At 46.6% G+C, this 25,540-nt stretch carries 22 protein-coding genes and 2 pseudogenes; all 24 read right to left on the bottom strand.

All coding sequences use genetic code 11. From position 1 onward, the window contains the following. Window positions 1-83 precede the first annotated feature (83 nt). Window positions 84-539 (bottom strand): annotated as a pseudogene (locus OCV54_RS11540) (VirD4-like conjugal transfer protein, CD1115 family); the annotation flags it as partial. Further along, window positions 526-723, bottom strand: coding sequence for a hypothetical protein (locus OCV54_RS11535; protein ID WP_006857246.1), 198 nt, complete (start codon window positions 721-723; stop codon window positions 526-528). The gene OCV54_RS11535 and the pseudogene OCV54_RS11540, both read right to left, overlap by 14 nt. 15 nt (window positions 724-738) lie before the next feature. Continuing rightward, window positions 739-1,602: a hypothetical protein gene (locus tag OCV54_RS11530; RefSeq protein ID WP_055199982.1), complete on the bottom strand. Its 864-nt coding sequence runs from the start codon at window positions 1,600-1,602 to the stop codon at window positions 739-741. Window positions 1,603-1,608: 6 nt separating this feature from the next. Beyond that, on the bottom strand, window positions 1,609-2,421 hold the full coding sequence (locus OCV54_RS11525; protein ID WP_055199983.1) for a PcfB family protein: 813 nt from the start codon (window positions 2,419-2,421) through the stop codon (window positions 1,609-1,611). Continuing rightward, a complete protein-coding gene (locus OCV54_RS11520; protein WP_055199984.1) occupies window positions 2,363-3,775 on the bottom strand; it encodes a relaxase/mobilization nuclease domain-containing protein in 1,413 nt (470 codons plus the stop codon). The genes OCV54_RS11525 and OCV54_RS11520 overlap by 59 nt, the downstream gene beginning before the upstream one ends. Further along, on the bottom strand, window positions 3,775-4,104 hold the full coding sequence (locus tag OCV54_RS11515; protein ID WP_006857242.1) for a plasmid mobilization protein: 330 nt from the start codon (window positions 4,102-4,104) through the stop codon (window positions 3,775-3,777). Before OCV54_RS11515 ends, OCV54_RS11520 begins: the two co-directional genes overlap by 1 nt. Continuing rightward, complete coding sequence (locus OCV54_RS11510; protein WP_055199986.1) at window positions 4,064-4,216, bottom strand: DUF3789 domain-containing protein; 153 nt, start codon at window positions 4,214-4,216, stop codon at window positions 4,064-4,066. The genes OCV54_RS11515 and OCV54_RS11510 overlap by 41 nt, the downstream gene beginning before the upstream one ends. Window positions 4,217-4,307: 91 nt before the next feature. After that, window positions 4,308-4,625 (bottom strand): hypothetical protein, encoded by a 318-nt coding sequence (locus OCV54_RS11505; protein ID WP_207736960.1) that lies wholly within the window; start codon window positions 4,623-4,625, stop codon window positions 4,308-4,310. Between the two features lie 50 nt (window positions 4,626-4,675). Beyond that, window positions 4,676-5,665: a DUF3991 and TOPRIM domain-containing protein gene (locus OCV54_RS11500; RefSeq protein ID WP_055224095.1), complete on the bottom strand. Its 990-nt coding sequence runs from the start codon at window positions 5,663-5,665 to the stop codon at window positions 4,676-4,678. An 84-nt stretch (window positions 5,666-5,749) separates the two neighbouring features. Next, window positions 5,750-6,337, bottom strand: coding sequence for an Ntn hydrolase family protein (locus OCV54_RS11495; protein ID WP_015560128.1), 588 nt, complete (start codon window positions 6,335-6,337; stop codon window positions 5,750-5,752). Window positions 6,338-6,449: 112 nt separating this feature from the next. Then, the gene (locus OCV54_RS11490; protein WP_242859652.1) at window positions 6,450-6,779 is read right to left on the bottom strand and encodes a DUF6664 family protein; all 330 of its coding nucleotides are present in this window, start codon (window positions 6,777-6,779) and stop codon (window positions 6,450-6,452) included. A gap of 77 nt (window positions 6,780-6,856) precedes the next feature. Then, the gene (locus OCV54_RS11485; RefSeq protein WP_242859653.1) at window positions 6,857-12,772 is read right to left on the bottom strand and encodes an LPD25 domain-containing protein; all 5,916 of its coding nucleotides are present in this window, start codon (window positions 12,770-12,772) and stop codon (window positions 6,857-6,859) included. Between the two features lie 656 nt (window positions 12,773-13,428). Continuing rightward, the gene (locus tag OCV54_RS11480) at window positions 13,429-13,782 is read right to left on the bottom strand and encodes a TnpV protein (RefSeq protein ID WP_081646569.1); all 354 of its coding nucleotides are present in this window, start codon (window positions 13,780-13,782) and stop codon (window positions 13,429-13,431) included. Between the two features lie 885 nt (window positions 13,783-14,667). After that, window positions 14,668-14,874: a hypothetical protein gene (locus OCV54_RS11475; protein ID WP_025577652.1), complete on the bottom strand. Its 207-nt coding sequence runs from the start codon at window positions 14,872-14,874 to the stop codon at window positions 14,668-14,670. Between the two features lie 14 nt (window positions 14,875-14,888). Further along, window positions 14,889-15,596 (bottom strand): hypothetical protein, encoded by a 708-nt coding sequence (locus OCV54_RS11470; RefSeq protein ID WP_038671857.1) that lies wholly within the window; start codon window positions 15,594-15,596, stop codon window positions 14,889-14,891. A gap of 128 nt (window positions 15,597-15,724) precedes the next feature. Continuing rightward, window positions 15,725-16,021 (bottom strand): hypothetical protein, encoded by a 297-nt coding sequence (locus OCV54_RS11465; RefSeq protein ID WP_330377985.1) that lies wholly within the window; start codon window positions 16,019-16,021, stop codon window positions 15,725-15,727. Next, window positions 16,008-16,310, bottom strand: coding sequence for a hypothetical protein (locus OCV54_RS11460; protein ID WP_015522621.1), 303 nt, complete (start codon window positions 16,308-16,310; stop codon window positions 16,008-16,010). Before OCV54_RS11460 ends, OCV54_RS11465 begins: the two co-directional genes overlap by 14 nt. 145 nt (window positions 16,311-16,455) lie before the next feature. Then, the gene (locus OCV54_RS11455; protein ID WP_055224091.1) at window positions 16,456-20,598 is read right to left on the bottom strand and encodes a SpaA isopeptide-forming pilin-related protein; all 4,143 of its coding nucleotides are present in this window, start codon (window positions 20,596-20,598) and stop codon (window positions 16,456-16,458) included. Between the two features lie 189 nt (window positions 20,599-20,787). Then, entirely contained in the window at window positions 20,788-21,735 is a 948-nt protein-coding gene (locus OCV54_RS11450) for a ParB/RepB/Spo0J family partition protein (RefSeq protein WP_038671851.1), read from the bottom strand. Then, window positions 21,689-22,516 (bottom strand): ParA family protein, encoded by an 828-nt coding sequence (locus OCV54_RS11445; RefSeq protein ID WP_038671849.1) that lies wholly within the window; start codon window positions 22,514-22,516, stop codon window positions 21,689-21,691. Before OCV54_RS11445 ends, OCV54_RS11450 begins: the two co-directional genes overlap by 47 nt. A gap of 125 nt (window positions 22,517-22,641) precedes the next feature. Beyond that, complete coding sequence (locus OCV54_RS11440; RefSeq protein WP_006857231.1) at window positions 22,642-22,821, bottom strand: hypothetical protein; 180 nt, start codon at window positions 22,819-22,821, stop codon at window positions 22,642-22,644. A 114-nt stretch (window positions 22,822-22,935) separates the two neighbouring features. After that, window positions 22,936-23,796 (bottom strand): annotated as a pseudogene (gene rlmD, locus OCV54_RS11435) (23S rRNA (uracil(1939)-C(5))-methyltransferase RlmD); the annotation flags it as partial. Window positions 23,797-23,936: 140 nt separating this feature from the next. Then, on the bottom strand, window positions 23,937-24,515 hold the full coding sequence (locus OCV54_RS11430) for an ATP-binding protein (protein WP_242859651.1): 579 nt from the start codon (window positions 24,513-24,515) through the stop codon (window positions 23,937-23,939). Window positions 24,516-24,568: 53 nt separating this feature from the next. Continuing rightward, window positions 24,569-25,486 carry a hypothetical protein gene (locus OCV54_RS11425; RefSeq protein ID WP_055224088.1) on the bottom strand — a complete coding sequence of 306 codons (918 nt, stop codon included), beginning with the start codon at window positions 25,484-25,486 and terminating at the stop codon, window positions 24,569-24,571. Between the last annotated feature and the right edge of the window lie 54 nt (window positions 25,487-25,540).

Here is a 25,540-nt window from a genome sequence, read left to right as displayed (position 1 = left end):
AATGATAGGTTGCGGCACAATGCCGCTTGATACTTTTACCTACTACTTGCTCAAGGTAGGATTTATACCGCCCTTACGGGCGCACTTGGCTTGCAGAAAAACCTTGTTTTACCCGCACCAGAGCCACCGCATACTAAAATGTTCAGATTCCTGCGGTGCTTTTTCCCGTCCAACCCGATACGGACATTCTGGGTCAAGAGCTTATTGGCTGACGGGTCTTTATCTCGGTACTTCTTATTCAAAGCACCTGCATTGCCCCATTTCGCAGAGCCGTGTTCCTCACGCCTGCGGTAATTCCTGCGTGTAGAGAAATAAATGCCGATGCCCATAGCGTAGGCAAGTAAAAAAATAAGGACAGTCTTTACGCTGTCCTCACACATCGCTATTTCAAACGGATTGCCCATCGCCACGGGCAGACCTCGGATAATCTCTACAAGACCGCCGCTGACATAGGGTGCTGTCAGCAGGGCAAGCCATACGACAGGAAGTATCCCGCAAACAGTAAGGATTAGGCTCGTTTTCTGGTCATCGTTCCTCATTGCACCTGCAATGCACGACCTTAACCTTTTTTGTCGGAGCGTGTGCCACCTTGCTTATCAGCTCGTCAACAGGCTCGGTGGGGCGTTCCTCCTGTAACTGCCGTGTACGCAGGGTGTTTAAGGCATTGATGACGATATTCTTATCGTACTTATCAAGTGCGATATGGTATCGTTCCTCTCTCATAGTCTGCACCTCCGATTAGCGTTCCTGCTCTTTGTTCTTTGCAGGCTTGTTCTTCTCCATACTCTTATACATATCACTCTGGATTTCGCCCAGAACATCACGCATCGTGCCAAGCTCTCCCTTGAACGCCTGCGTATCCATTTCCGCATACTCTCTGGGAAGTCTGGAAAAATCAAAACCTCTGGTATCCATGCCATAACGGGAGCTTACCATATAGGCAACGCAGAAGGATTTGAAATCGGAAACATCACGGCTCTCGTTGTACTTAAAGTCATAGACCGCCGCCGACACTTCTTTTGCCATACTCATGAACAGCACTTCCTCGGAAAGCCCCTTCTTGACAAAAATGGTCTGCTGAGAACTGTCATAATAGGCAGGCAGTTCAAGCTCACCGACAGGAACACAGGATACAGGGCTTGCATCAATCAGAGCCGACACAAGCTCACGCATGGATTTCGGCTCCTGTTCCTGCTGCCTGTCCTTTGCCGAGGTTTCGGAAATGTCATAAACCACTTTGGCATTGTAAGAGACGCCCTTTGTCCCGTCCTCACGGGTGTATTCCTTGCTCGGCTCAAGGATAATGATTTTCTGTGCGTCCTTGTTCACATAGACACGGTTCGCTTTCCATTTGCTGTACTCTTTAAGCTGCGTTGCTTCGGGCATCTGTGCTGATACCAGAATTGCGTTAGCCACGGAGTAGCGGTCAAAGCAACCCTGCACATCAAGATACTGACGGAAGCTGTCGCCGCTTGCCATCATTTCAGAGCAGGTATTATCAATCAGCTCATAGGCTTCTTTCCGCTGTGCCTGCTTTGCGGCAGCCCATTCCTCTTTATCAAAAGGTCTGTTGCCGCCGCTGAATACATCGTAAATACTCATAGCTGTTTACCTCGTTTCTTTGGATTTTGGTTTCTTTTTCTTTCTTGTGGGCTGTTTATGCTCCGTTTTCCTGTTAGCACTTTTCGCCCTGTCGGAAGCACCGCTTTTGTCCAGGTCGGAAGTGCCAATCTCTGCTTCCTGCTCCTTGCGGCTCTCCTTGATTTTCCGCAGTTCCTCTCTGACAGAAGGTTTCTCCTTAGTCATAGTAGCCCCCTCTGCGGATTTCTTTGGCTGCTCTGAGGTAGGCTCGGACTGAGGGGATTTTTCTGTCTTTGCCACCGAGGGGTTTGGTGCGTTTTCCTCCTTCTGGACAGGCTTGCCCATAAGCTCGTCAAGCAGCTTATCTTTCTCCGCCTTTTCCTGCACACCAATATCTGGCTCTGGCTGACCGTCCTTTGCATCTTTGGATTTCTCGGCTTCCGTCACAATAGAAGCGGTATCCACCGAAGCAAGATTAAAGCGTTCCACAATACGGCTGATTTTCGATGCGTCCTCGGCACGAGCGATGACATCGACCTCTGCATTTGGGTCTTTGTTTTTTCTGTCCGTGAGGACGCAGTAAAGCACACCGTATTTTTTTGCTTCCTGCGTGAACTTCTTTAAGTCGCCGCTTTTGACGGTAAAGACTTTCAGCTCCTTGCCAGAACGGAGCATACTTGTCAGCCTTGCTTTTCCTTTGGTTTTCTTTTCTTCTTTGAGAATGGAATACAACAGGATAGCGATGTTCTTCGCACCTGCACCTGTGATTTTGGCAGCGACCTCAAAGCCCTCCAAGCTCATTCGGACGATTTGTTCTGCCGCTTCGCCGCCTGTGTTCATTCTTCATCAGCTCCTTTCTTTGCTGTTCGTGTTCGTCTGCCCGTATCGTCTGCAATTTTTCTTTGAGGGTATCACTACGGGCGGCGATGCCCTCGCACATTCTGACCTCCTTTCGGATAATTTTCAGCCGTCCAGAAATATCGGAAAGCTCCGCCTTGACCGCTTCCTTTTCTTCGCCGCTTATCCTGCGGGATTTGGAGTAAAGCTCCTTTCGCTTCTGAAGCAGGGCAGACATCTCCGTTTCCAGAGAGCCTTTATATGAACAAAGCTGCTCCGCCGTATCAATGTGATTGCGGCAAAGCAGCCTTGTTTCCTGTGTGATGGCTTCCATCTTCATAAGGTCGTCCTTTAAGAGATAATGAAGCCGTGCATAATTTTGTTTTCTGCCTTTTGGCAGGATACCAAGCTTGTAGCAGTAATGGAGATACAGTCCACGCAAGCCACCGATTTTCTTAGCGTTCTTCAATGAACCTTTGACTCGATAGACCTTGACCTGCGGCTGTGGCTCCGAGAAGCTCTGGAATTTGACCGCATAGGAATTTTCTCTGATACGCTCCATAATCCTGTCATTGGTGTATTCCTCTCCGAGCTTATAAAGCCGCTTGGGTCTTTGCCAGCCCTTACCGATAATCGTCCAATACTTGCGGTTGGGGTCAAAGTTTATGCGGTAGCCCATTTCTGCCAACTGGCGGTCAAAGTCTTTCAGCGTGAATGATTTGCTGATAGCTTCGTCCACCGCCTGTCTTGCAACATTATCCCTCGTGGGTCGCCCCTGCTTTTCGGCTTGGTAAAGGGCGTAGGGCTTTTTCTTGCCGCTTGGGTGTTCGATGACAGACAGGGCATACTCACGGCAAAGCTCATCGGAACGCTGACGGAGCAGCCGCAGATTTACTTTGTTGTCGTGGTAGTGCATACCGTCCGCAAAAGAAACAGAGTTCACGACAAAGTGATTATGCAGGCAGTCGGTATTCAGGTGGGTGGCAACGATGACTTGAAATCTGTCGCCCCACATTCGCTCGGCAAGTTTAACGCCGACCTCGTGAGCCTGCTCTGGCGTAACCTCACCGTGCTTGAAGCTCTGAAAGCCGTGGTAACAGACAATCTCACTCGTATCGTTCCATTGGACTTTGGCAATCATCATTTCATCTCTGGCGGTGGTCGGGTCGCAATTTACACCTGTGACAAAGAAACGCTGCTCGGTCTTATTCTTATTAGTAGCGTACTCCATTACATCGACCATCGCCTGCAGGTCGGCTTCGGTGTATTTGGGATTGGCGGTCTTTGTAGGATTTTCGGCATAGTCGATTGGGTGGTCGAGCCTGCCACGCACATCCCATATCTCGCAGACCGCCATTACGATGACCTGCGTGGAAGCAGATACCTTTTGCGAATGTCAATCTGAAACTCGTGCCATTTCCTTGCTTCCTCACGGAGCATCGGGGTATCCACAAAACCGAGGGCGTTTGCCTTAACCGCAAGCTGATTGATACGGTTGCCAATGGCGGACAGCTCACGCATCATTTTATAGAACTCTGGGTCGGGCTTCTCGCAGAGCTGATAGCCCCTTACCATTTCTCTTAAAAAGGCTTCTTTTGAGCGACCCGATTTTCGCACAATCTCATTAAGGTGTTCGGCTTCCTCCTCAGTCAGACGGAAAAGTATCTGCACATTTCTTTTTCGCATTGTCCTCTTCCTTTCTCTCGGAAAGTTTGTTTATCTGCAAGCAGCACATACACACAACACCGAACAGACCGCCGAGCATTGTGCCGATAATGAAAAATAAGAACTCACTCATTCTTGAACTCCTTTCTGTTCTCACGGGGTATTAGGGGCTGCCCCCTAACAAGCGAATTTGGCTAACCAAATTCAGTGCTTGGTAAGACATCTCATTCTTCGCAGTCGTCCTCGTACATACACTCACCGCACACGGGGCAGAAGTACGGACAATCCGAACAATCCCCATTTTCCTGTAGTGTATTCTCGCCCGCAACGTCAAGACCATCCTCGCTCTGCTCGGTAATATCGGCTTCGCCGCAGACAAAATCATCATCGGTAAAGTTGATAAGGTCGGTATCGAACAGGATAATTTTTGTCTTTTCCTTTGCCCGTTCGTGGCTTTCCGCATAGACGGAAACGGTCTTTTGGTAATGGGCAGTAAGGGTTACATCATACTTTTTCAATGGTTCATTCCTCGCTTTCAGCATTAAATTTTGAGTTGGTTTCGGTGTCTTTCTGGGCAAAAACTGCTACACAATCAACGGACATCACTCCTTTCACGCTTAGGCTTTGGTCTTACAATTTTCAGATAGGACAACAAAAAATCGTTGAAGTCCTTGCCGACAGGCGGAGGATCATCAACGATTTTGTAGTCTTTCTGCAACAGTTCCTTCAAAGTGGCAGTACAAAGCCTGCCTACCTTGTCATTATCCAGATGCAGAACGATGGTTTTAATTTGTGAATTGGCACTCAAAAAAGTTGTGAGGGCTATGGGGATTTTACTGTCCTTCATCTCTTTCTTTGGCTGATACACGCCCGAAAGAGAAAGCAGACTTTCCGATTTGTAATCCTTGCCCTCGCATTTCAGATAAGTGGCATAGGACAGTAAATCAATGGCGGCTTCAAATAAATGCACGGTATCCGTCGGCTCTTTTGCCAGAAGTCGGAACGAATACCGCTTGTCACTGCCCGATGCGTCCTGCTTGAAAGTGCTGCCGATAGTACTTCGCAGGGCGGCATATTTCGGTATTCCGCTTTCATCTTTGCCGATAAAAACAGCATTGTGGTAATCGGCACTCTCATAAAGCGTGCCGTCTGCGATACACTCCTGTACGAGCTGATAGTCAATACCACGCCCGAAAAGATACTGTATCACTCGGTCACAATCCTTATTCTTTGGCGGCAGGAGCAGGACTTTCGGTTCATCTTTCTTGGGAGCAGGGGGCGGCTTCCAGTCTGCCATCGTCTGTCCCGTGAGAATTTCCACGGCTTCCACAAAGTCATATTCCTTGACCTTAATGAGATAATCGAGGGCAGAATAGCCGCCAAAACCTCTTGACCACCAATACCATTTGCCGTTAGAAATCTTTAAGCTGTCGTGTTCTGCGGTACAGTACACATTGTTTGTGCCTTTGACCTTAACGAGATTGCTCGCCTCAAACTCACGCAGATAGGATAACAAATCAATCTGCCGCACCCGTTCAAGCACATCTGGGTCAATCTGCACATAGGGTCGGTTAGTTCTCAATGGATAAAATCACCTCCAAAAATAGAAAAAGCCGAGGGGCTTTCGTTAAATGAAAACCTCTCGGCTATGTAAAATATAGTTCTTTTAGAATGAAAAAAGCATCCCTTTTTCTGTTGCGATATTATAAATCCATTTGTTACCCGTAGGGCTTACCAAATTACTAATATTCGCAATTTCCTTAATTGTTTTTTCTACAAACTCTGAATTATGCAACTTATAATTTTTTGCAAAGCAATCGCAGCACTCCTGCATTTTTGCATCGGCAGGTGGAAAAAGAGCCATTGGAACATCTTTTGCATCTAAACGACCCTTGATATTACCTCCCGATATTAGGCTTGCATTACCGTCACGCCCTTTACCTGCTATGAGAAAATAGAACGGCAAGGCTAATATAGCATCACAATTTGTATCGGCTACTCGCTTATAAAATGCTTTTATAATATCAAGTAAATCATCGGTAGTTAGGCAATCTTTATTTGTCGCCTTGTTCAAATCTATTGAAATAGCCTTTTCAATAGCTGCGTTACCTGCACTTGAAAAAGCTAAATGGTCATTTATCATAAGGACTTTGTCTAAATCATCTGACAAAGTTTTCCCGTCAATACTTGACCCTCGCTTATCGCCTGCAATAATTATACGGTTATTTTCTTTTATTCCAAAGATAACACTCACAAACTGTCACCTCCTTACTGATTTAAAAATCATACCACATTTTTATGAATTTTTCCACCTCTGCGGCTATGTAAAAGCGGCATCAGCTCCACGCCAATGCCGCCGTTCTCGGTTATAAAATTCCTGCCTTTTTGAGATACCCAACGCTGTCATAGCATCCTCTGAAATAGATTGCTTCCTGCTGCATATCGCTGAGCCTGTTCCGAAGCTCCAAAACTTCTATCAAAGCCTTACACTCCTGCTCGGATAAATCACTCGGCTTTTCCGTATCCAAAACTGCCATCACTTTTGGATACTCCTTGTAGAGTTCCTCTATCCTCTCCTCTATGGAACGGTATTCTGGATTTTCTTTGGGCAACTTTGCGATAACGGAGCTTAGATATTCAGCAAAAATGTTGCTATGCACATCAACAAAGGTTTCAAATCTGAAATTATCAAGCACACCTTTCACCTCCGACATTTACTAATCTACACCTATTATACTTCCCAGAAATCAGCAATACAAATATGCAAACCGCATTATCTCTCCCGACTTGCACATTTTCTTTCGGGCTGTTCTTCTGTCTGCTCTGGCTCGGTATCCATAACGGAAGTATCTTTTTCATTTAGATTCAGCTCAATGTTAAGAGCGTTCAGCCGTTCTGTTTTTTCTTTCAGCTCATCTTCAAAGGCAAAAGGCTTCTTGATTTCCTCCTTTGCGGTTTCAAGCTGTACGATAGTTTCCGCCTTTTTGGTCTTGGCAGCTTCCAGTCTGGCAGGGAGCTTTGACAGCTCGTTTTCAATTCGGGTCAGATTTCCGAGAGCATCGGAGCCTAAATCCACCTTATGCTTTGCCCTTCCACAAAGGTTCATACAGTAATGTGCGTTGACGGTATCATAATAAATCTCCATTCGGATACCTCGATAGCTGCCGATTTCGGTAGGTGCGGACATCGGATAATCCTTGCAGATTGCAAGAAGCATTTCGCCTGCGTCTGCCTTTTCGGTGTAGGTCACGCCTTTTAGGGTCATCGGGCAGAACTTATCCTCGCCCTGCGGCTTGTGCTGTTCGGCAAGAGCTACATCATTTTCATAGCCTGCAATGCGTTCCTCATACTCCTTAATGGTCTGGGGATAGTATTTCAGCACTCTGTCCTCAAGGTCGTAATGCTCGGAAAGGTAACTCTGCTTTAACACTCGGAGCTTGGAAACCTGTATATCCAAATCCATCTTTTCCTTAAAACGGGCATCGCCTGTGGCAAGCATTTTAACCTCCGCAAAGGACAGGGCAACCTCGTCCACATCTTCGGCAGAACGGATAGGGCTTTTGCTCGTCATTATCTGGCTGATAAATTTCTGCTTACTCTCCACCAACTGATAGAGATAGGCATCAAAAGTCTGCTCGGTCACATAACGGTAAACCTCCACCTCTGGGAACATATTGCCCTGCCGTTCAATACGTCCCTGCCTTTGTTCAAGGTCGGAAGGACGCCACGGACAATCAAGGTTATGGATTGCTATGAGCCTGTCCTGCACATTCGTACCTGCTCCCATCTTCGGAGTAGAGCCGAACAGCACACGGACTTCTCCGCTTCTGACCTTACCGAACAACTCTTTTTTCTGTGCATCGGTGGTCGCTTCGTGGATAAAGCGTATCTGCTCCGCAGGGATACCAAGGGCTATCAGCTTCTCCCTCATATCGTCATAAACATTGAAAGTACCGTCATTTTTCGGGGTGGACAGGTCGCAGAACACAAGCTGTGTCGCTTTGGTATCGGCGTGTTCCTCCCAGATACGGTACACATTATCCACGCAGGCATTGACTTTACTTTCTGGGTCGTCTGGCAGCATCGGGTCAATCATTCTCTGGTCAAGAGCCAGTTTCCGCCCGTCATTGGTTATCTTGAGCATATTGTCGATGTTCGGCTCGACAAGCCTTGCCCTGACTTTCTCAGCCCGCTTCGCAAGGGAAGCTACCATCTCAGTCTGTATCTCGCTCGGCTTGGTCTTAATATTGTGGTAATTGACCTTTGGCACGGGGAGCTTTAGCATATCGGCGGTCTGTATATCTGCCACCTCACGGAACATCTGCATCAGCTCTGGCAGGTTATAGAACTTGGCAAACCTCGTCTTGGCTCGGTAATTCGTGCCTTCGGGTGCTAATTCCAGAGCTGTAACCGTTTCTCCAAAGGTAGAAGCCCAACTGTCAAAATGCTGCAAACCGTTCTGTGCAAGGGTATCATACTGCAAGTACCTCTGAACGGAGTACAGCTCAACCATTGAATTGCTAACAGGCGTACCCGTTGCGAAAACCGTGCCACGGTTGCCCGTGATTTCATCCAGATAGCGGCATTTCATAAAGAGGTCGCTTGATTTCTGGGCTTCGGTCTGGGCGATACCGCCTACATTTCGCATCTTGGTGTAGAGGTACAAATTCTTATAAAAATGGCTCTCATCAATGAAAAGCCTGTCAACGCCGAGCTGTTCAAAGTCGATAACCGTATCCTTACGCTTGGTGTCGTTGAGTTTTTCGAGCTTTGTCTTGATTGCCTTTCGGGTTTTCATTAGCTGTTTGACCGTGAACTGCTCGCCTTTGGATGCCTGCACATCGTCAATGCCACGCTCAATATCATCAAGCTGCTTTTCCAACTGCTCCCTCTGGCGTTCTATGCTCATCGGGATTTTTTCAAACTGCGAATGCCCGATAATGACTGCGTCATAGTCGCCTGTGGCAATCCTGCCGCAGAACTTTTTGCGATTTCCCGTTTCAAAATCTCGCTTTGTTGTCACAAGTATATTTGCACTCGGATAGAGCCGCAGATACTCGGAAGCCCACTGACCGACAAGATGATTTGGCACAACAAACATGGATTTCTGGCATAAGCCGAGCCGTTTGCTTTCCTGTGCGGCGGCTACCATTTCAAAGGTTTTGCCTGCTCCCACCTTATGGGCAAGGAGCGTATTGCCGCCATAAAGGATATGGGCGATGGCGTTAACTTGATGGGGTCTTAGTGTGATTTCTGGGCTGATACCTCCGAAAGTGATATGGCTTCCGTCATATTCACGGGGTCGCACAGAGTTAAAAGTGTCGTTGTAATAACGGACAAGGCGGTTTCGCCGTTCTGGGTCTTTCCATATCCAATCCTGAAATGCCTGCTTGATGGCTTCCTGCTTCGCCTGTGCCGCCGTAGTTTCCTTTGCATTGAACACCGCTTTTTTATTGCCGTGTTCGTCATACACATAATCAAAGATACGGGTGTCACGCAGGTTTAAGGTGTCCTCAATAATACGATAGGCGGAAACCCTTTTCGTACCATAGGTGCTGTCCGCCTTTACATTCCCCATATCGGAGCTTTTATTCTCTATGAACCATTCTCCGTTTATCGGGGTGTATCGTACCTTTAATCTGCCTGCGGCATAGCTTGACGGAGTTAAAAGCTCCATCACAAACCGCTGTATATCTTCCTGCGGTATCCAAGTCGCACCCAGACGGACAGAGATTTCTGCCGCCGATAGGTCTTTGGGAATGACCTTTTTCAATGCTTCCACATTGACTGCAAGCTCTGGGTCATTCTTCGCAGCAAGCTCCGCAATCGTCAGTTTGTTTCGGACATTGCCCGACAGATACTCGTCTGCGGCTACATAGGAAACAGGCTCACAGTTCGGTACTTTGAAGATAACACCTTGTAAATCCTGCACAAGTTCAGCTTGCGTTTTGCCTGCGAGCTGCTCCATATAAGGAAAATCAACACGGGCTTTCTCTCCGATAGAGAGGGCAAGGGCTTCGCTTGCAGTTTCAACCGAAGTTACTTCTCGGTGGGGTTTGATAGTCCGCTTTGTGAACATATCTGCCTTCCGTTTGAAGTTGCCCTCATCATCAAGCACCTCCAGAGAACATAAAAGGAAGTAGCTCTCATCTGAAGCAAAAGCAAGATAGTTTCCTCGGCTGTTGATTAGACCGTATTTTGCGGTATAAACATCATACAGACGGTTGAGGTTTTCCTGCTCGGTGCGTATCATTTCCTCTGGGTAGTCATCGGTCTGATACTCAATGAGCTTACGCACACAGTCACGGATTTGGATAAGCCCTTTGATACGGTTTTCTGCGGTCATCGACACAGAAGCAGGTTGCATACGGTCATTCTCTCGGAAGTAAACCCTGCCGTCCACCAGAGTAAAAGAGAAGTTACGCACATTCGGGTCAGCAGGAACGGAAAGCTCCTGCTCATCGGAGATTTCATCAATCCCATCATCAAGCTCTGGGATTTCGCCGTTTATCCTCTGAACTGCATTGGACAGAAGCTCGGAAAGTGGTATATCCTTACGGGCTTTACAGACAGTCTCGAAAGTACCAAAGCGTGTGTTTTCCATCTTTATCTCGCCCAACACCATTTCGGGGTGTTCGACAAAATATCTGTTCATCGTAACACCGTTTTCGTCCGTATCAAGGTGTACCCAGTCTGGCTCTATATCCATCACTCGGTCACGCTTTTGCAGGATAAGAATATCGCTCGTGACCTCCGTGCCTGCGTTTGCCTTAAAGGTGTTGTCTGGCAGACGGATAGCACCTAAAAGCTCGGCTCTCTGGGCAATATACTTGCGTACCTCTGGACTTGCTTTATCCATCGTACCCTTTGAGGTAATGAACATCACAACGCCGCCGGCACGGACTTTATCCAGAGCCTTTGCGAAAAAGTAGTCGTGTATGAGAAATTTCTGGGCGTTGTATCGGCTGTCATTGACCCTTATCTCCCCAAACGGCACATTGCCGAGGACTACATCAAAATGGTCGTCTGGGAGATTTGTTTTCTCAAAGCCCTCAATGGCAATGTTCGCTTTTTGGTAGAGCTGCTTTGCAATCCTGCCTGTGAGAGAGTCGATTTCCACGCCGTGGAGCTTGCTGTTTTGCATACTTTCGGGAAGCAGACCAAAGAAATTGCCTGTACCGCAGGACGGCTCCAAGATATTGCCCTGTGAAAAGCCCAGGCGGTCAAGTGCGTCATACATCGCCTTGATAACAACAGGCGGCGTATAAAAAGCGGTCAGCGTTGACTCCATAGCGGCACGGTATTCCTCTGGGGATAGGCTGGCATATAGCTCCTTAAATTCCTCCGCCCACGCCGCATTGTGTTCATCAAATGCCATAGAAAGACCGCCCCAACCGACATACCGAGATAGGACTTCCTGTTCTTCGGGTGTGGCAAGGCGGTTTTCGATTTCAAGCTCGTGCAGCAGGTTGATTGCCGCCATATTGTTTCGGAACTTTTCTTTTGCTCCGCCGACACCGATGGCGTCATCGTTAATACGGAAATTATGACGGTCTGTGGCAAGAGTTTCCGTTTTTTCTTCTGGTGGTAATTCGGTTTTTTCCTGTTCCAATAGCTTTTGGATATAGCCGATTTTCTCCACTCGGTTTATCGGAAAGCCCACATTGTTCTGGAATGTGATGTCACGCAGGGACACATCACTGCTGATTTTCCCGATGCTCTCAATAAGATATTTACGGTTGTCTATGATGATTTCCCTGCCTATGAGGTCATCTGTGGATTGCTCCATTTCAGTGACAGGAGCTTCTGAGCCATTCACTTTATCGGCATACGCCTGTGGTTTTTCTTCGGCTTCCTCGGCTGTCCTGTACCAATCACTTTCGGTAGCCATAATCTCATCAAGGAGCTTCTCGTCCTCTTGGGTCAGCTCGGTGTGCTGTTCCAAGAATGGGATAAACTCATCTCTGCCACGGAGCAGGCTTTCTCGGTCATCTCCATATAGCTGTTCGCCCTTTGGCGATAAGGCATAATCGTAAAAATTCTTAATGTGGGCAATTAAATCGCCCTCACCATCGCCAATATCAAACCGCCCTTCATAGTTAAATTCCTCGCCGCCGATAACAGCCTTGATAACAAAATCTGTCTTGTGATACCACCCGATATTTTTATCGCCCTCACGCTCACGGTGCTGTTTCTCGTCCAAAATACCAAGCAGCTTATTACCCAGAGCAAAGCTCAAATCCGTATAGCGGTCATTAAGCTGTCTGTCATAAAAGGCAGGGTGTTCGGAAAAACCGATAGAAAACTGTATTCCGTCCTGCTTTTTCTCGGACGGTGTTTCTGTCCTCTGTTTCTCGGTTACGACCACTTTCAGATGGTCGTTTGCAGGATTTTCCGTTAGCTTTTCTTCAAAGTCGGCTCGGCTGTATTCCTGCCCCAAGATAGGGAACTCGGCATTTTGCAGGTAGACCTTTTCCTCAGTAAGTGTTGCAATCTCATATTTATCAGCACCGATATACACCACATCGCCCTCATTGTAGAGGTAGCAAAGTGGGTGCAGCTCCCTTAATTCCTCGGTAAACTTCCACCCATTACTGCGGCTGAAAACTGAGGTCGTTTTCCATTGTACCTGTGCAAGAAAGTCTATGAGCTGTTGAACGGTTGAGGGGTCGGACAGATGCTGTTCCATTTGCTCGGCGGTAACATCTGCAAGGTCGCTTCGTTCCACAACAGATAACAGGTCTTTTTCGTACCTGTCCAAGTCACGGATAAAGTCAGATAGCCGCAAAGCAAGGGTATCCCGTTTGTCGGCAGGCGGCAGGTCACGGTGGGCGTCAATAAAACGCTGCCTTGCTATTTTCCTCTGGGTGTCAATCTCATATTTGGGAGCTGACACGCTCTCCAGATAATCGGCATAATGGTCTTTTTCTTTCGGATTGAGATAGCGGTTATCCTTAATCAGCTCACGCAGACGCTTTTCAACCTGTGACCATTTCAACACAAGGTCGTGATTGGTATAAGTGCCGTTTCGGTCAATGGCAAGACCTTTGCTGTCATGCCAAGAGTGACCGCTGAAACCATCGGGGAAGATGTGCGTACCGCCGCCCGTTCCATACTCATTTTTAAGGAACTCAATATTTTTCTGTCTGTCCTCGCCCTTTTGGAATTGTCGGTAGATGCGGTATTTTCCGTCCGCAACGCCACTGCCTTTCTGAAGCACGGAGTCAATATCTTCTTTGGAAATAGTAAAAGCAGAGGCATTTTCGTCCTCTGCTTCGGCTATCATTTCGATTTGTTCATCTACGGTTGGAAGATTGACCCTAACCTCATCCTCTTTGGCAACGCTTACTTGTAAATCAGTTCGGTCAGTATCACTTCCTCCGCTTGACTGCGGATGTTGTTCATCAGTCCGACCCACTGCATCGGTGCTTTCTCTTTCAGTTCCTCTGTCACGCCCTGCTCGGCTGAGAGCTGCTTCGTCAGAAGCTCCAACCTCTGGAGTGCTGTCTGCTCTACCTCGTGCAGATGCCCGTTCAGCCTGCCCGATGTCAGCAGGTTGAGATAGGTCACTCGTTTGTGCTTCTCCAGATAATCCCTGTGCATCAAAGCGTACCTGCCAAGCGGAAGCTCTGGCTCTGTCGGTAATGTTAGGTCGGGAATAAGATAATCCCCCTGTCTGCTGTAAGTGATTTCGCTCATTGTATTCGCTCCTTTCGGGTTGTTGTCTGCCTTTATCATACTGAGCCTGCGTTCTTTGTGCAAAGGTGCGATTCTGGTCTTTTTCCGCCATTTGCACATTTCGGATAGACTGTGAGATTTCCCGTAACGCCATTTCCGCAATATCGCTCGTGGCAACGCCGATGGCGTTTATCGTTGCAGGGGTATTGAAATTTACAATATCCGCAAAATCCTCTCGGTCAAAAAACTCATTCGTATCCAGACCGCAGCGGCTGATCAGCATAAAAGCAACGCTGTTTGCTGCCAGCCGCCTGTAAATGACTTCTATATTAAAGTCGTCCAGTTCTTCCAAAAAGCTGTCTTTCGTGCAGTCCTTTAACTGAGAAAAATAGTCTTGCAGATTGTCCTCCACGGCGTTCTTTGCCGTTTCCATTAAGGCAGAAGCAAGGTCAGTGCTTTCCACATCTCCAAACCTGTCCGAGAGCCTTTCCATAACAGCCTGCTCGTATCGCTCATCCATCTGCCATATCGGAACAGGGCGGCTGCCATAATAGCCCTCGTGGGTGTCGGACACATCAAAATAGTATTTCAGCGTATTCCTGCGACCTTTCGGGTCAAATACGGCAATACCCTTGCTGTCCTTATTGACCCAACGCTTGAACTGCCTGTTCCAAGTTTCGAGCTTCGCAACGGCGACAGCATCGGGGCGTTGGGCGTATATTAAAAGCTGTTCGTCATAACGGCATTTATAGTTGCGGCAGGCAGAGGACAGAAAGCCCTGCCACGCCTGCGGATTTTTTGCAACCGCAACGCCTGTACGCCGATACAGCTCTGTGATTAGCTGATACTTCGCAGCCATTCAACCTACACCTCCTTATCGTTTTTGTTTCAAATATTCCTGTTTGCTCACTCCGCACCACCGCCAAGAAAAGAAATGACCTTGTTCGATTTAATGCTCTTTTGCAGGTCATTGATGAGAGTAATATCCCCAACCGTGATGCCCTGCATAGAAAGAATATCGTCCATAGTCATAGCGGCAATCGCTTTTTCATCGGTAAAGCCTGCTTCCAAGACCTTATTCAAGACCTTGACGGCTTTCTGATTAACAGCCATATTCTAAATCCTCCTTATCGTTCTAAATCCTTGTGCTTCGGTTCTTTCTGCGGCGTTTGCTCCGCAGGTTTCGGCTCATAGGTCGCCCCGTTTTTCTGCATACGCTCGGCAAACTCGCAGATGTGGTACAGATTGCTGCCGACTTCGGTATGGTATTCATCAATGAAGCGGCAGGGATACTCCCGTTTCTCTCCCCAAGAGGTCGTGACAATGACCTTTCCGCCGTCGGGGATACGGAACAGTTCTTTATATTGAGGGTCAATAAATCGGATACCTTGTTCTGCTTTCTGGATATGCTTATCAAGCCATTCCTTCACATAGCAATAGCAATAAAAATTATAGTCGCCTTTGGTGGGATTGCACCGAAGCAGAAAAGCGTGTTTCTCCGTATCCACACGGAAACCGTACTCCATACAATAGTTACCCTTGATAGCACTTTCGGGAAAATGCCTTGCAAACGCACTCATATCATAGCGGTTATGCAAAAGCCCTTTATCCTCCCGTAAAGCATTGATGACCGTATCAAGCTCTGCCTTAAATTCGTCAGATTTCCATTGGGGTCTGGTATCAAACCAAGTGGTGTAAAAGCCATAGCCCGTTGTGGCAAAGTCACCACGCAGATGCCCGATAGTGCCTGTCTGCCCCTCAAGCTGCATGCTCTGGGCATAGGTGTATTTCTGTTCTGTCGGGGTTAAAGGTCTTGTCTTTATTTCATTACTCATTCGGCTGCTCCTTTCTTTCCTTTTTCTCCTTCTGCTCGTCTAAAATCTTGCGGATACAGACATCGCAGAAAATAACTGACCCATCCTTATATCGGGGATAAGGACAGGTCGTGCAGTCATATTTTATTTTATCGCTCACGGTCATCACCGTTTTTCTGCTTCTGGGCAGGCTGATTATAGGGCATACGGCACTCTGACTGGTATCGTTCATTCAGCTTTTGCCGTGCATCATCAAGCTCATTCGTGTAATAACCCCAGAAATAATTTGAGCCGCCCTTGCAGTACCAACACACATAAGGGTTGGGTGCGTTGGGATTGTGACCGATGACAAGCTCTGTACTCCCGATAGTACAGCTCTCGATGATTTCATAGTTCTGATTAGAGCGTTTTTCTTCGTCCATAAGCACCTCTCTATTCTTTGGCATAACGCCGATAAGCTTTCTCGCCCGTGGCTCTCATTTTCTGAACAGGGCGGCTCCCTGCAAGCTCTGGATACCGTGCCTGCAGCTTGCGGCGTGTCCTGCTGACGCTCTCAAAGCTCGGCAGACCGAGATATTTGTGCTGCGTCATTATCTCCGCAAGCGGCATTGCCCCTGCATCCTTCAGACAGGCATTACAAAGTGCAAGATACAGCACCATATCGTCATTTCTGGCATCCTCATTCTTTTCCAGAACAGCCCTGACTTTCTTTTCAATGGTTTTAAGGTTTCTCATTGTTACCTCCATAAAGGAAAGGGCGGCATCTTTCAGCCGCCCAAACCACTTACTTATTCTTTCTGTTACGGATATTCAGCCATACCGCCGCACCCACAATGAACACGACAAGCACGATTGCGATAATGGTTTTTGCGTCCATCAATTAGTCCTCCTTTTTCTTCTTTCTGTTCTTATAGCCGACAAATCCGAGAACGCCCGCACCGACAACAGACAGAGCTGCAAGGCTTACCCATAAGCCCAGATTGAAGTCATCGCCTGTTTTCGGGGTATCCCTGAACTCATTGTGCATCTGCACGATAGCCGTAGCGTCCACCTTGACCGTTGCCTGTTTATCGGCAGGCAGGATATATCCTGCGGAAGCCTTGTCGCTTACTTCGGATACGGTATAGTCGCCAATCCGCAAGCCCTCAATCACGATTTCTCCGTTCTTATCTGTCTTAAAGGTCTGGTCATAGTCCACGCCTGTCACACGGAAAGAGAAGCCCTCCACCTTACCGTCAGAGGAAGTCTTTACGATTTTAAGAGAGCCTTTCTGTGCTGCATTGATAAATCCTACACCCGCCTTATTTTCCACGGTGTAGGTCTTGCCGTTCTCCTCAACGGATACGGAATACACATTTTCATCAAGCACAAAGCCTGTCGGAGCTTTGGTTTCCTTTACCAGATATTTGCCGTAGCGGAGTTCACTCATCTGGTAAACGCCGCCGTCAAGTTCTTTCATTTCGCCAAGCAGCGTATCGTCTTTATCCAGTTTCCCATCGCCATTAGTATCGGAGTAAACCTCAAATACCGCACCAGACAGCTTGTTGTCGGGATAATCCTCATCAACCTTTGTCAAAGCGATATTGCCCTTAATGAAGTAGTTGACAAGTTCGATTTCCACAACTTCGTCCACCTTGCCGATTGTCACGGCGATTTCTTCCTCGGAGAGTACATATCCCTTCGGGCTTTCGATTTCACGGATTATCCAAGTTCCATACGGCACTTTGGCAAAAGAAAAACTACCATCATCTTTTGATGTGGTAGCTGCAATCGCATTTTCCTTTGTAAACTCGGTAGTTCCTGTCGTAAAGATACCGATAACTGCACCTCCCAGAGCCTTTCCGTCCTCATCAGATTTCTTACCGCTTACAGAGCCGTAAATAATGTCATTTGTGATAGCTTCGCCCTCATTGGCTGTGATGCGGACAGTTTCGGCATCCTGTCCTGCGTATTCAAAAGTAACAGGGTATTTTGCATCGCTGACAATATATGCGGAGTTGGTCGAGATTTCCTGCACATAATAGCTGCCCATCGGCAGGTCGCTGATAGCTTTCCCGTGACCGCTTTCATCAAGGGAAATGACCTCAATCAGACCGTCCGCAGGAATGGTCTTTCCATCTGCGGCTGTGAGTTCCTCCGCCGCATACAAGCCAAAGGTCACATCAAAGATTTCTCCATTCTTGCCAATGCCGTAGGCTTCATCAATGGCAAGGCTCTTGATGAGGTCGATTTCAACACGCTGTCTTTCATTATAGAAAGAAGTAGCCGTTTCCGTTACATCAACATTCTGTCCTGCATACACAAGCTCAACAGAACGGACTTCCTCATTCAGCACCATTCCATACGGAGCTGTGATTTCCTTAACCTCATATTTTCCGAGATACAGTTCTTTGGATTTTACTGTACCGTCTTTTCCTGTCGTAACGGTATCTACAACCTCGCCCTTGTTTGCTCTGACCGTCCCGTCCAGAGTGACAATATCCTCGGCTGCGGTAATTTCATAGACTGCACCCTCAAGACCGCTGACAGAGAAAATCGGCTGATACAATCCCTTATCGCCTGCAACGGAGCTGAATACCTCGCCAGACTTTTCTACGGTAATTGTGCCTTTCTGTGCCATATTGGAACGTACTACCTCAATAACGGTAATGCCGCTTTCTTCCTCGGAATTTTCCTGCACCACATCAAAATAAACAGGCTCGGAATTTAAGACATACCCATACGGGGCTTGTACTTCCACAAGGGAATAGCCTTTGCCGTATTCCAATGTCTGCGGTGTGATAAGGTCGCCGTCTGCCGTAGTATAGAAGGTGTCAATGGTCGTCACTTCGGGATAAGTGAAAGTCATAGTCACAAGATTTCCATTCGGGTCGTAAATCTGGAAGCCTGCACCTGCATACGGGATTGTATTGCCTGTTTCTGCATCTTTCTTTACGATTTTGATATAGCTCTCAAAGTTAGCGTTGTTGATAAGGTAGCGGTAGGTCTGACCGTCCTTGCTGATAAACACATCAAAGTCTTTCATCAGTTCACGCCCCTCCCAACCAGAGGTCTGGCGGACGGTATAAATGCCATACGGCATATCCTTTGTCTGGGCAAAACCGTTCTCGTCACATGTCAGCACATCACACTCGGTTTCCTTTGCATTTTCATAGCTGCCTGCGGATTTGAGGAACACTTCAAATACCGCACCTTCTTCGGGTGTTTCAATCTGGGTTTCCCCGTTATCCGTATGCTTGATGAGTGCGATATTGCCTTTGATGACCTGTTCATTCACATCGTTTGCGGTACTGTTCAGCTCTACCGTGTATAGCTCTGGTTCTGCACCTACCTTGTGGATTGCGGTATCCAGAAGATACCCCTCGGACGGGCTGATTTCACGGACAGTCCAATCATTATCACAGATATAATACTTGGTCGTAAACTGACCGTTTTCATCAGTCGTGTAGGTGTCAATCAGTTCCTCACCTTTATAGATGCCGTAAACCGCACCTGCAAGGGAAGCATTGCCCTGCGGAGAACCTGTTTCTGCATCGGTCTTTGTCACAGTCACTTGGAATTTCTTCAACACATTGTCGAAGCTGCGTTTTGTGACCTTGTTCCATTCAATCGGAGCTGTCTGGGAAGCAGGAACGACATAGCGGACTGCGGTATCCACTTCCTCAACCACATACGGGGTATCGCCACTGATAAGGACATTTTCAAACTTAGCCAGTCCGTTTTTATCAGTCACGGCATACTCGTCAACAGGCAAGCCGCTTAAAGATGTGCCATAAAGGTGGAATTTCATTCCCTCCACCAGATTGTCCTCGGAAGTCTTGACGATTTCCAGACTGCCACGCTTCAAAGTATTGCTGAAGGTCACAGTAGAGGTTTTTCCTCCGATAAGTGTGACGGTCTGGGTTTTCTGCGGCTCATAACGGTCAATAGACTGTTCTGTGACCGTATAAGTGCCAGGGAATAATCCCTCCACGGAGACAGAGCCGTCCTTTCCTGTCTTAACTGTTTTATTGAAGTTATCACCTTTGATTGTAAAAGAGATGCCCTCCACAACTCCGTCCTCAGAAGTCTTTTTGAGGGCAATCGTGCCTGTCGGCGTTTCGATATTGATATATGCAGACACGGTATCAGCATTCTCCACACCTGTTACCAAATCCTGCAAGTTCGGGTCGCCATAGGCAATGAGCTTTGCACTGCTGCTGACAGTCGGCACATTGTTCCTCTTTGCCGTAATGCGGACAGAACCGCTGATAGCTACAGTGGAGCTGATTGTCAGCTTATTTCCAGACTTCGATACACTCACATTACTGTCAGAGCTTAAAAAGCTGTAATCAGAAAGCACGCCGTTGCTGTCATTCAATGTGATGCTGTACTTTCCGTCCTTGTAGGCAAGCTCCTTTGTGATGTCATTCTTACCACCCGACATAAAGCTCGGAATGGTGTTATGCTCACGCAGCATCGCAACAATCTGGTCATACACTGCCCTTGCTCCGCTGTTGGCATAATTTGAACCGAAGTGCAGGCTGTAAACGGTGGTGCTTGTCTGGTTATATGAACCTGTGGCTTCACGGCAACCTGTGACAAACTCCCATACGAGGGTCTGCGTGGCAAGCCATTTTTCATCATCACTTCCTGACAGATTATTTCGGTTGCCCTGATACCCATAGAGCAGGGCAAGCCCAACCGCCTTTTTCTGGTTGGCTGAAAGGGCGTTCCAAGTATCAGAGGAAGCCTTTTTCAAGGTGTTTCCTGTTTTCAGCGGTACTCCCGGCTGAATACAAAACGCATTCTCACCGTCCACAAACATACGGTACTTATAATTTCCCGTTCCGCCTGCGGTATAGCCGCCGATATTCGCACTGGAATTGTACCTCATCGCATTACCGTTGCTGTCATAGGTGTGGGAAAAGGAAATCGTCCCGATGTCACCCGCAGCAAACGCCGTCGCAGGCATTATGGATAATGCCGTGACCGCAGCCATTACAAAAGCCGCAGCCTTTTTGAACAATTTAGGGATTTTCATAGTTACCTCCTGTAATTTGGATTGAATATTTTGCCTTACTGACCGAAAAAAGCTGCCCGTTATGGACAGCTTAAAGTATTTCTTTTCTCGGATAGTTACTGGCAGTAGTTAGGGGGTGAGGTGTGGAGAGGGGGAATCCAAAATGATGGCTATCCACTCAAATGGGCAGACCTCGCCCTCGGTGTGTGGCTATCTCTCGTGAGCCTTGTTCCGCTGCAAGTGTCGGTTATAAAACTCCAACGCCTTGACAACAAAATCCGTTTCCTGCCCTCTGGGAACAGTCTTTGGAATGAGCTTGGTTATCCTCTCGTCACGGAAAGCAGGTTTTTCCTTCTGATTGGGCTTTTCTTCCTCCATAATGGACTGGATAACCTCGGAAGTGAGCTTGCCATCTTGGTTATACTTCTTCATTTTGATAGCCTGTGCCAATGACGGGGTAGCATCGTTGTACTCCATTGCTTCAAGCAGGGTGTATTGCTGTTCCTCGGTCAGATAAGAAACCTCAACCGCAGGACGAAAAGCAATCTGCCTTTCATCTACCATTTGCAGGATTTCGGGAACAAGCTCCGTTAGACGGATATAGCGGCGTATCTGGTCTTTGCTTTCTCCAACAAGTTCTCCTAATTCCTCATCAGAACGCCCTTTTGATAAATTAGTCGCCAATGGCGACGCATTTTCTTTTGGGGGTCTGCCTGCCTGTCGTTTCATAGCTTCCAACCGCATTTTATACGCAAACGCTTTCTCACTCGGCAAAATAACAGAGCGTTGGAGATTACTTTCCACCATAACAATAATGGCTTCATCACGGGTAAGCTCTTTGACCTCGCATTTCAGCGTTTCAAGTCCTGCAAGTTCACAAGCCTTTTTTCGCCTGTGACCACTGATAAGCTCATACCGTCCGTCCTCTTTTAAGCGAACTGTCGCAGGGGTCATTACACCGTTCCGCTTGATACTCTCAACAAGTTGTTCCATATCTTCGTCCATCAAAACCTTGAACGGGTGGTCTGGAAACTCGTCAATCTCCGATATGGGAATATCCCGTATCTTGCTTAGCTTTGCTTCCTCACGGCTTTCGTCCGTCTGAAAAAGGTCATCGTATGCGGTCAGCTCGATTTTGGTTTCTCTGCTTCTCGCCAATCTCTGCCACCTCCTTTCCTAACTGCTCATAGGCTGCGGCAACCTTGCCGCTTTTGTCGTAAGCAAAAATACTTTTGCCTTCTGCGGTAGCTTCCACCGCACGGATAGAATGAGGTATCTCGGTATCAAATACCTTGATTTTCTTACCGTATGCACTTTTGACCGTTGCCGTAATTTCCTTAGAAATGTTGGTACGGGGCATTACCATAGTCATTAAGATACCGTCTATCCGCAGCTTTGGGTTGATTTGCCGCTTGACCATTGATACGGAGCGAAGCAAAAGCTCCAGACCTTTAGCCGAGAGATAGTGGGGCTGTGTCGGGATAATCACGCTGTCAGCCGCCGCCAGAGCATTGATGGTTATCATGCCTAAGCTCGGCATACAATCAATAAGCACATAATCGTAATTCTTTTTAACCTCATTGACATAGATTTTCAGCACACGCTCACGGCTCATTGCATTGATTAGCCTTACCTCAAAGCCCGACAGCTCAATGTTTGACGGAAGCAGGTCAACGCCCTCTCTGTAATGGATAATACCCTGTGAAGCATCAAGCGTTTTATCGTCTATGATGTTCTGCATCACAGTAGAGAGCGTTATGGGAATATCGTCTGGTCTGTTATAACCCAGAGCCATCGTGAGATTTGCCTGTGCATCGGCATCAATCAGCAGGACTTTTTTACCCTGCTGCACCAGACTTACACCCAGATTGACCGCTGTGGTTGTTTTTCCGACACCACCTTTCTGGTTAGTCAGAGCAATTACTTTGCAATTTGACATAGATGCGTCCTCCTTTCACATAGATTTAGCCACTTTGTCAAGGTGGCTATGTAAACAGTACCAGAGAACGCAAAAAAGCCGCCTACTCTTAAAATCAATAAGAATAAGCGGCTTTGTAATCTGCCTTAGACATATTCAATTTTCATTCTCTTGGTCGGTGCATTTATGACCTTAAAAATAAGCTCGTCAATACAATCCGTATATCTGCCTTGCTGAATAAGTTGATTTTTTAACTCTACAAGGCTATGTATCAAAAGTTTTCTTTCGTGGCTATCCAAATACAGATGATTAAATTTCTCTCTCATAAGCACACCTCCACTTCTTTAGCTTCATTATATTGGAAAGCAGGGGAAAGGACAAATCTGCAAAAAGGTACAAAAATAAGCGTACCACTATTTCTAATGATACGCCTATCCTCATTAAATCACTTCAAAATGCTTCAACGCATCCTTTATCGCTTCCACTTTCTCCGCTGTCGGATGCTTCCTCGGCTGTTTCAATTCTTCTACCGCATTAGGAGCATCATACATCGGCAATCCTAAATCTCTCTTTACCTCTGCGATATATGCGGTATGTACTTTGAAGCCGTATTTAGCTTCTATGTACTCCTTTATCATTTTGTAGGTCACTCGTTCCTTGGGCTTGTACTCTTCGGCTCTTTTAGCGATATTATCAAGCGGAACTTTTCCCTCACCTTCGCCAAACTCAACTTTTACGTTGATATGTCCGTCTGGCTTTTTGTGGGAAAGCAGTACAACCGTCTCAACATGCCCACTATGACAAAACTGATCCACGACCGCCACCTTCTTCGCCTCATACCCCTTCTCCTGAAGTATCTTCACATCTCTCGCCAGGGTTGCCGGGTCGCAGCTCACGTAGACGATACGTTCCGGCGCCATATGGACCAGAGTATCCAGAAGAACCTGATCACAGCCCTTTCGTGGTGAGTCTACGACCACGACGTCCGCGTGGGAGCCATCGCCGCCCTTCTTGTATATGTCGGGAACGACTTCCTCTGCCTTACCGACAAAGAACTCGGCATTTGTGATCCCGTTGATCTCGGCGTTGTGTCTTGCATCATCTATAGCCTGTGGAACGATCTCCACTCCGTATACCTTCTTTGCCTTCTGTGCGAGGAACAAGGATATGGTTCCTATTCCGCAATACATGTCCCACACGGTCTCGTCACCGGACAGGTCCGCATACTCCAAAGCCTTGTTGTACAGGACATTTGTCTGGACAGGATTTACCTGATAGAAGGACAATGGGGATATCTGGAAAGCTTCTCGGTGTCAGGTGCACATGAACATACTTATTCAAGTTCTGTTCATCTCTCGTTCATCTGCACCTGACACCTTGTGCTTATTGGAACCGCAGCCATGTAGGTATTCATCCATTTTGGGGTATTGTTTCAGGTAGTTTAGGGCTTCTTTTTTTCTGTCCATGGGGGCTCCTTATCAAACTGCTTTTCTGTTCTCAATTTATACTTTCTGTTTCGATTTCCGCCAACTGATTCAGCATCTTCCATCTTTGCTAATATTACACGGGTTCTTTCTGCACTCAGTCCAATTACCATCGAAATAGCTCTGGCACTTGCCAATTCATTTTCAGTTAAAAAATTTCGTATTTTTTCTCTATGGATTTCCGTTTTTGTCGTTTGTTTTTTATCGTTTGGTTTACCCGCTTGTTTCTTCGCAAATTCAAGCGTTAAACGGGTTCTATCTGGATTGTAGCTTTCCTCAACAACAGGAACAGCCCAACCTTCATTTCCCCATACCTGGTAAATATCCAGGATACCACTACCAGTTCTTTCTCCAATGCCAATCATATTAAACATCTTCATCAATGTCTTATTTCTAGGATCTGAGATGCCACCACGGAGCATCTGTTTCTTGCCTGTTCGGATACTTCCAGGATTCTCGAACAACCTTATGAACTGGCGTATCATCAATTCTCGTAATTTCTTCCAGTTTAAAAGGTTTCTTAATATCTTTAGCAATTTTACTATTCACCCTGAAAAAGGAATCAAAAAATTGCTCATTTTATTATTGTCTATATTACAGCCTCATTTTCTTTATGCTCATTTACAGAAAGATTTTCCATCAAATCTTCACCAATTTTATAGACGGATAACTTATCGATTGCCATTTGAACCTGAAACTCATTTAGTTCGATCTCAACATCATAAATATCTCCGCTTTTTGGCAATCTGACATGAATAACTGCAAAATGCTGATACTCCTCAGTATTATAAATTCCATCCTCATACTTCTTAAGGCGTACTATTTTTCTTGATATTCCTTCCACCAACCGATAATCTATTGCATATATTTTTTTCTCTGTGAATCCATGTAAATGTGTAGTTCCAAATGCTAATGCATTTGTTTTATAGAAAAGCATCTTACTTTTTAAATATGACGCTTCAAGCTCCTCATAATCAATATCGCCCTTCAACCACTTCCGTACCGGCATTCCTATATACAGTGAAAACTCTAGCAAAAAAAAGAATCCGAATAGGCAAAATCCTATGATAGCCATATAATAACGCCCTAAAGGAATAAGACACAAGGTACAAAACATCAGGAACAATGGCAATATCATTTTGACAAGATATTCCCGTCTTTGAAATCTTTTTAATAAATCCAGTTTCATGCTTTGATATTTAGTTTTCTCAAATGTGTGCTCATTGAGATAGGCTACATATTTCTCATGCCACTCAGGGCTTTCAAAATAATTGCCATTCATATATTGTGCTTTCATCTCACGAGCTTTCGTATCTGCTTTACTTTCCTTGCAATACGCATAGAGCAAATATGCAATGAGCATCGGACAAACAATGCATGCCGCACATTTTCCAACCATATCTCCTATGACAAAAAACAAAAATAGTCCCAGAAGAACCGTAAAAACAATATACACAACCAATGATTTCCTAGTCATAATAAATTGAAATCCGTCTTTTTTTCTCATATAATTCTACTTTCTCCAACTACGAACTCATTTCACAACAATGGGTACAACTAT

The sequence above is a fragment of the Coprococcus aceti genome, from assembly GCF_025567285.1.
GTDB classification, from domain to species: Bacteria; Bacillota; Clostridia; order Lachnospirales; family Lachnospiraceae; genus Coprococcus; species Coprococcus aceti.
This window is presented reverse-complemented; position numbering and strand designations above follow the sequence as displayed.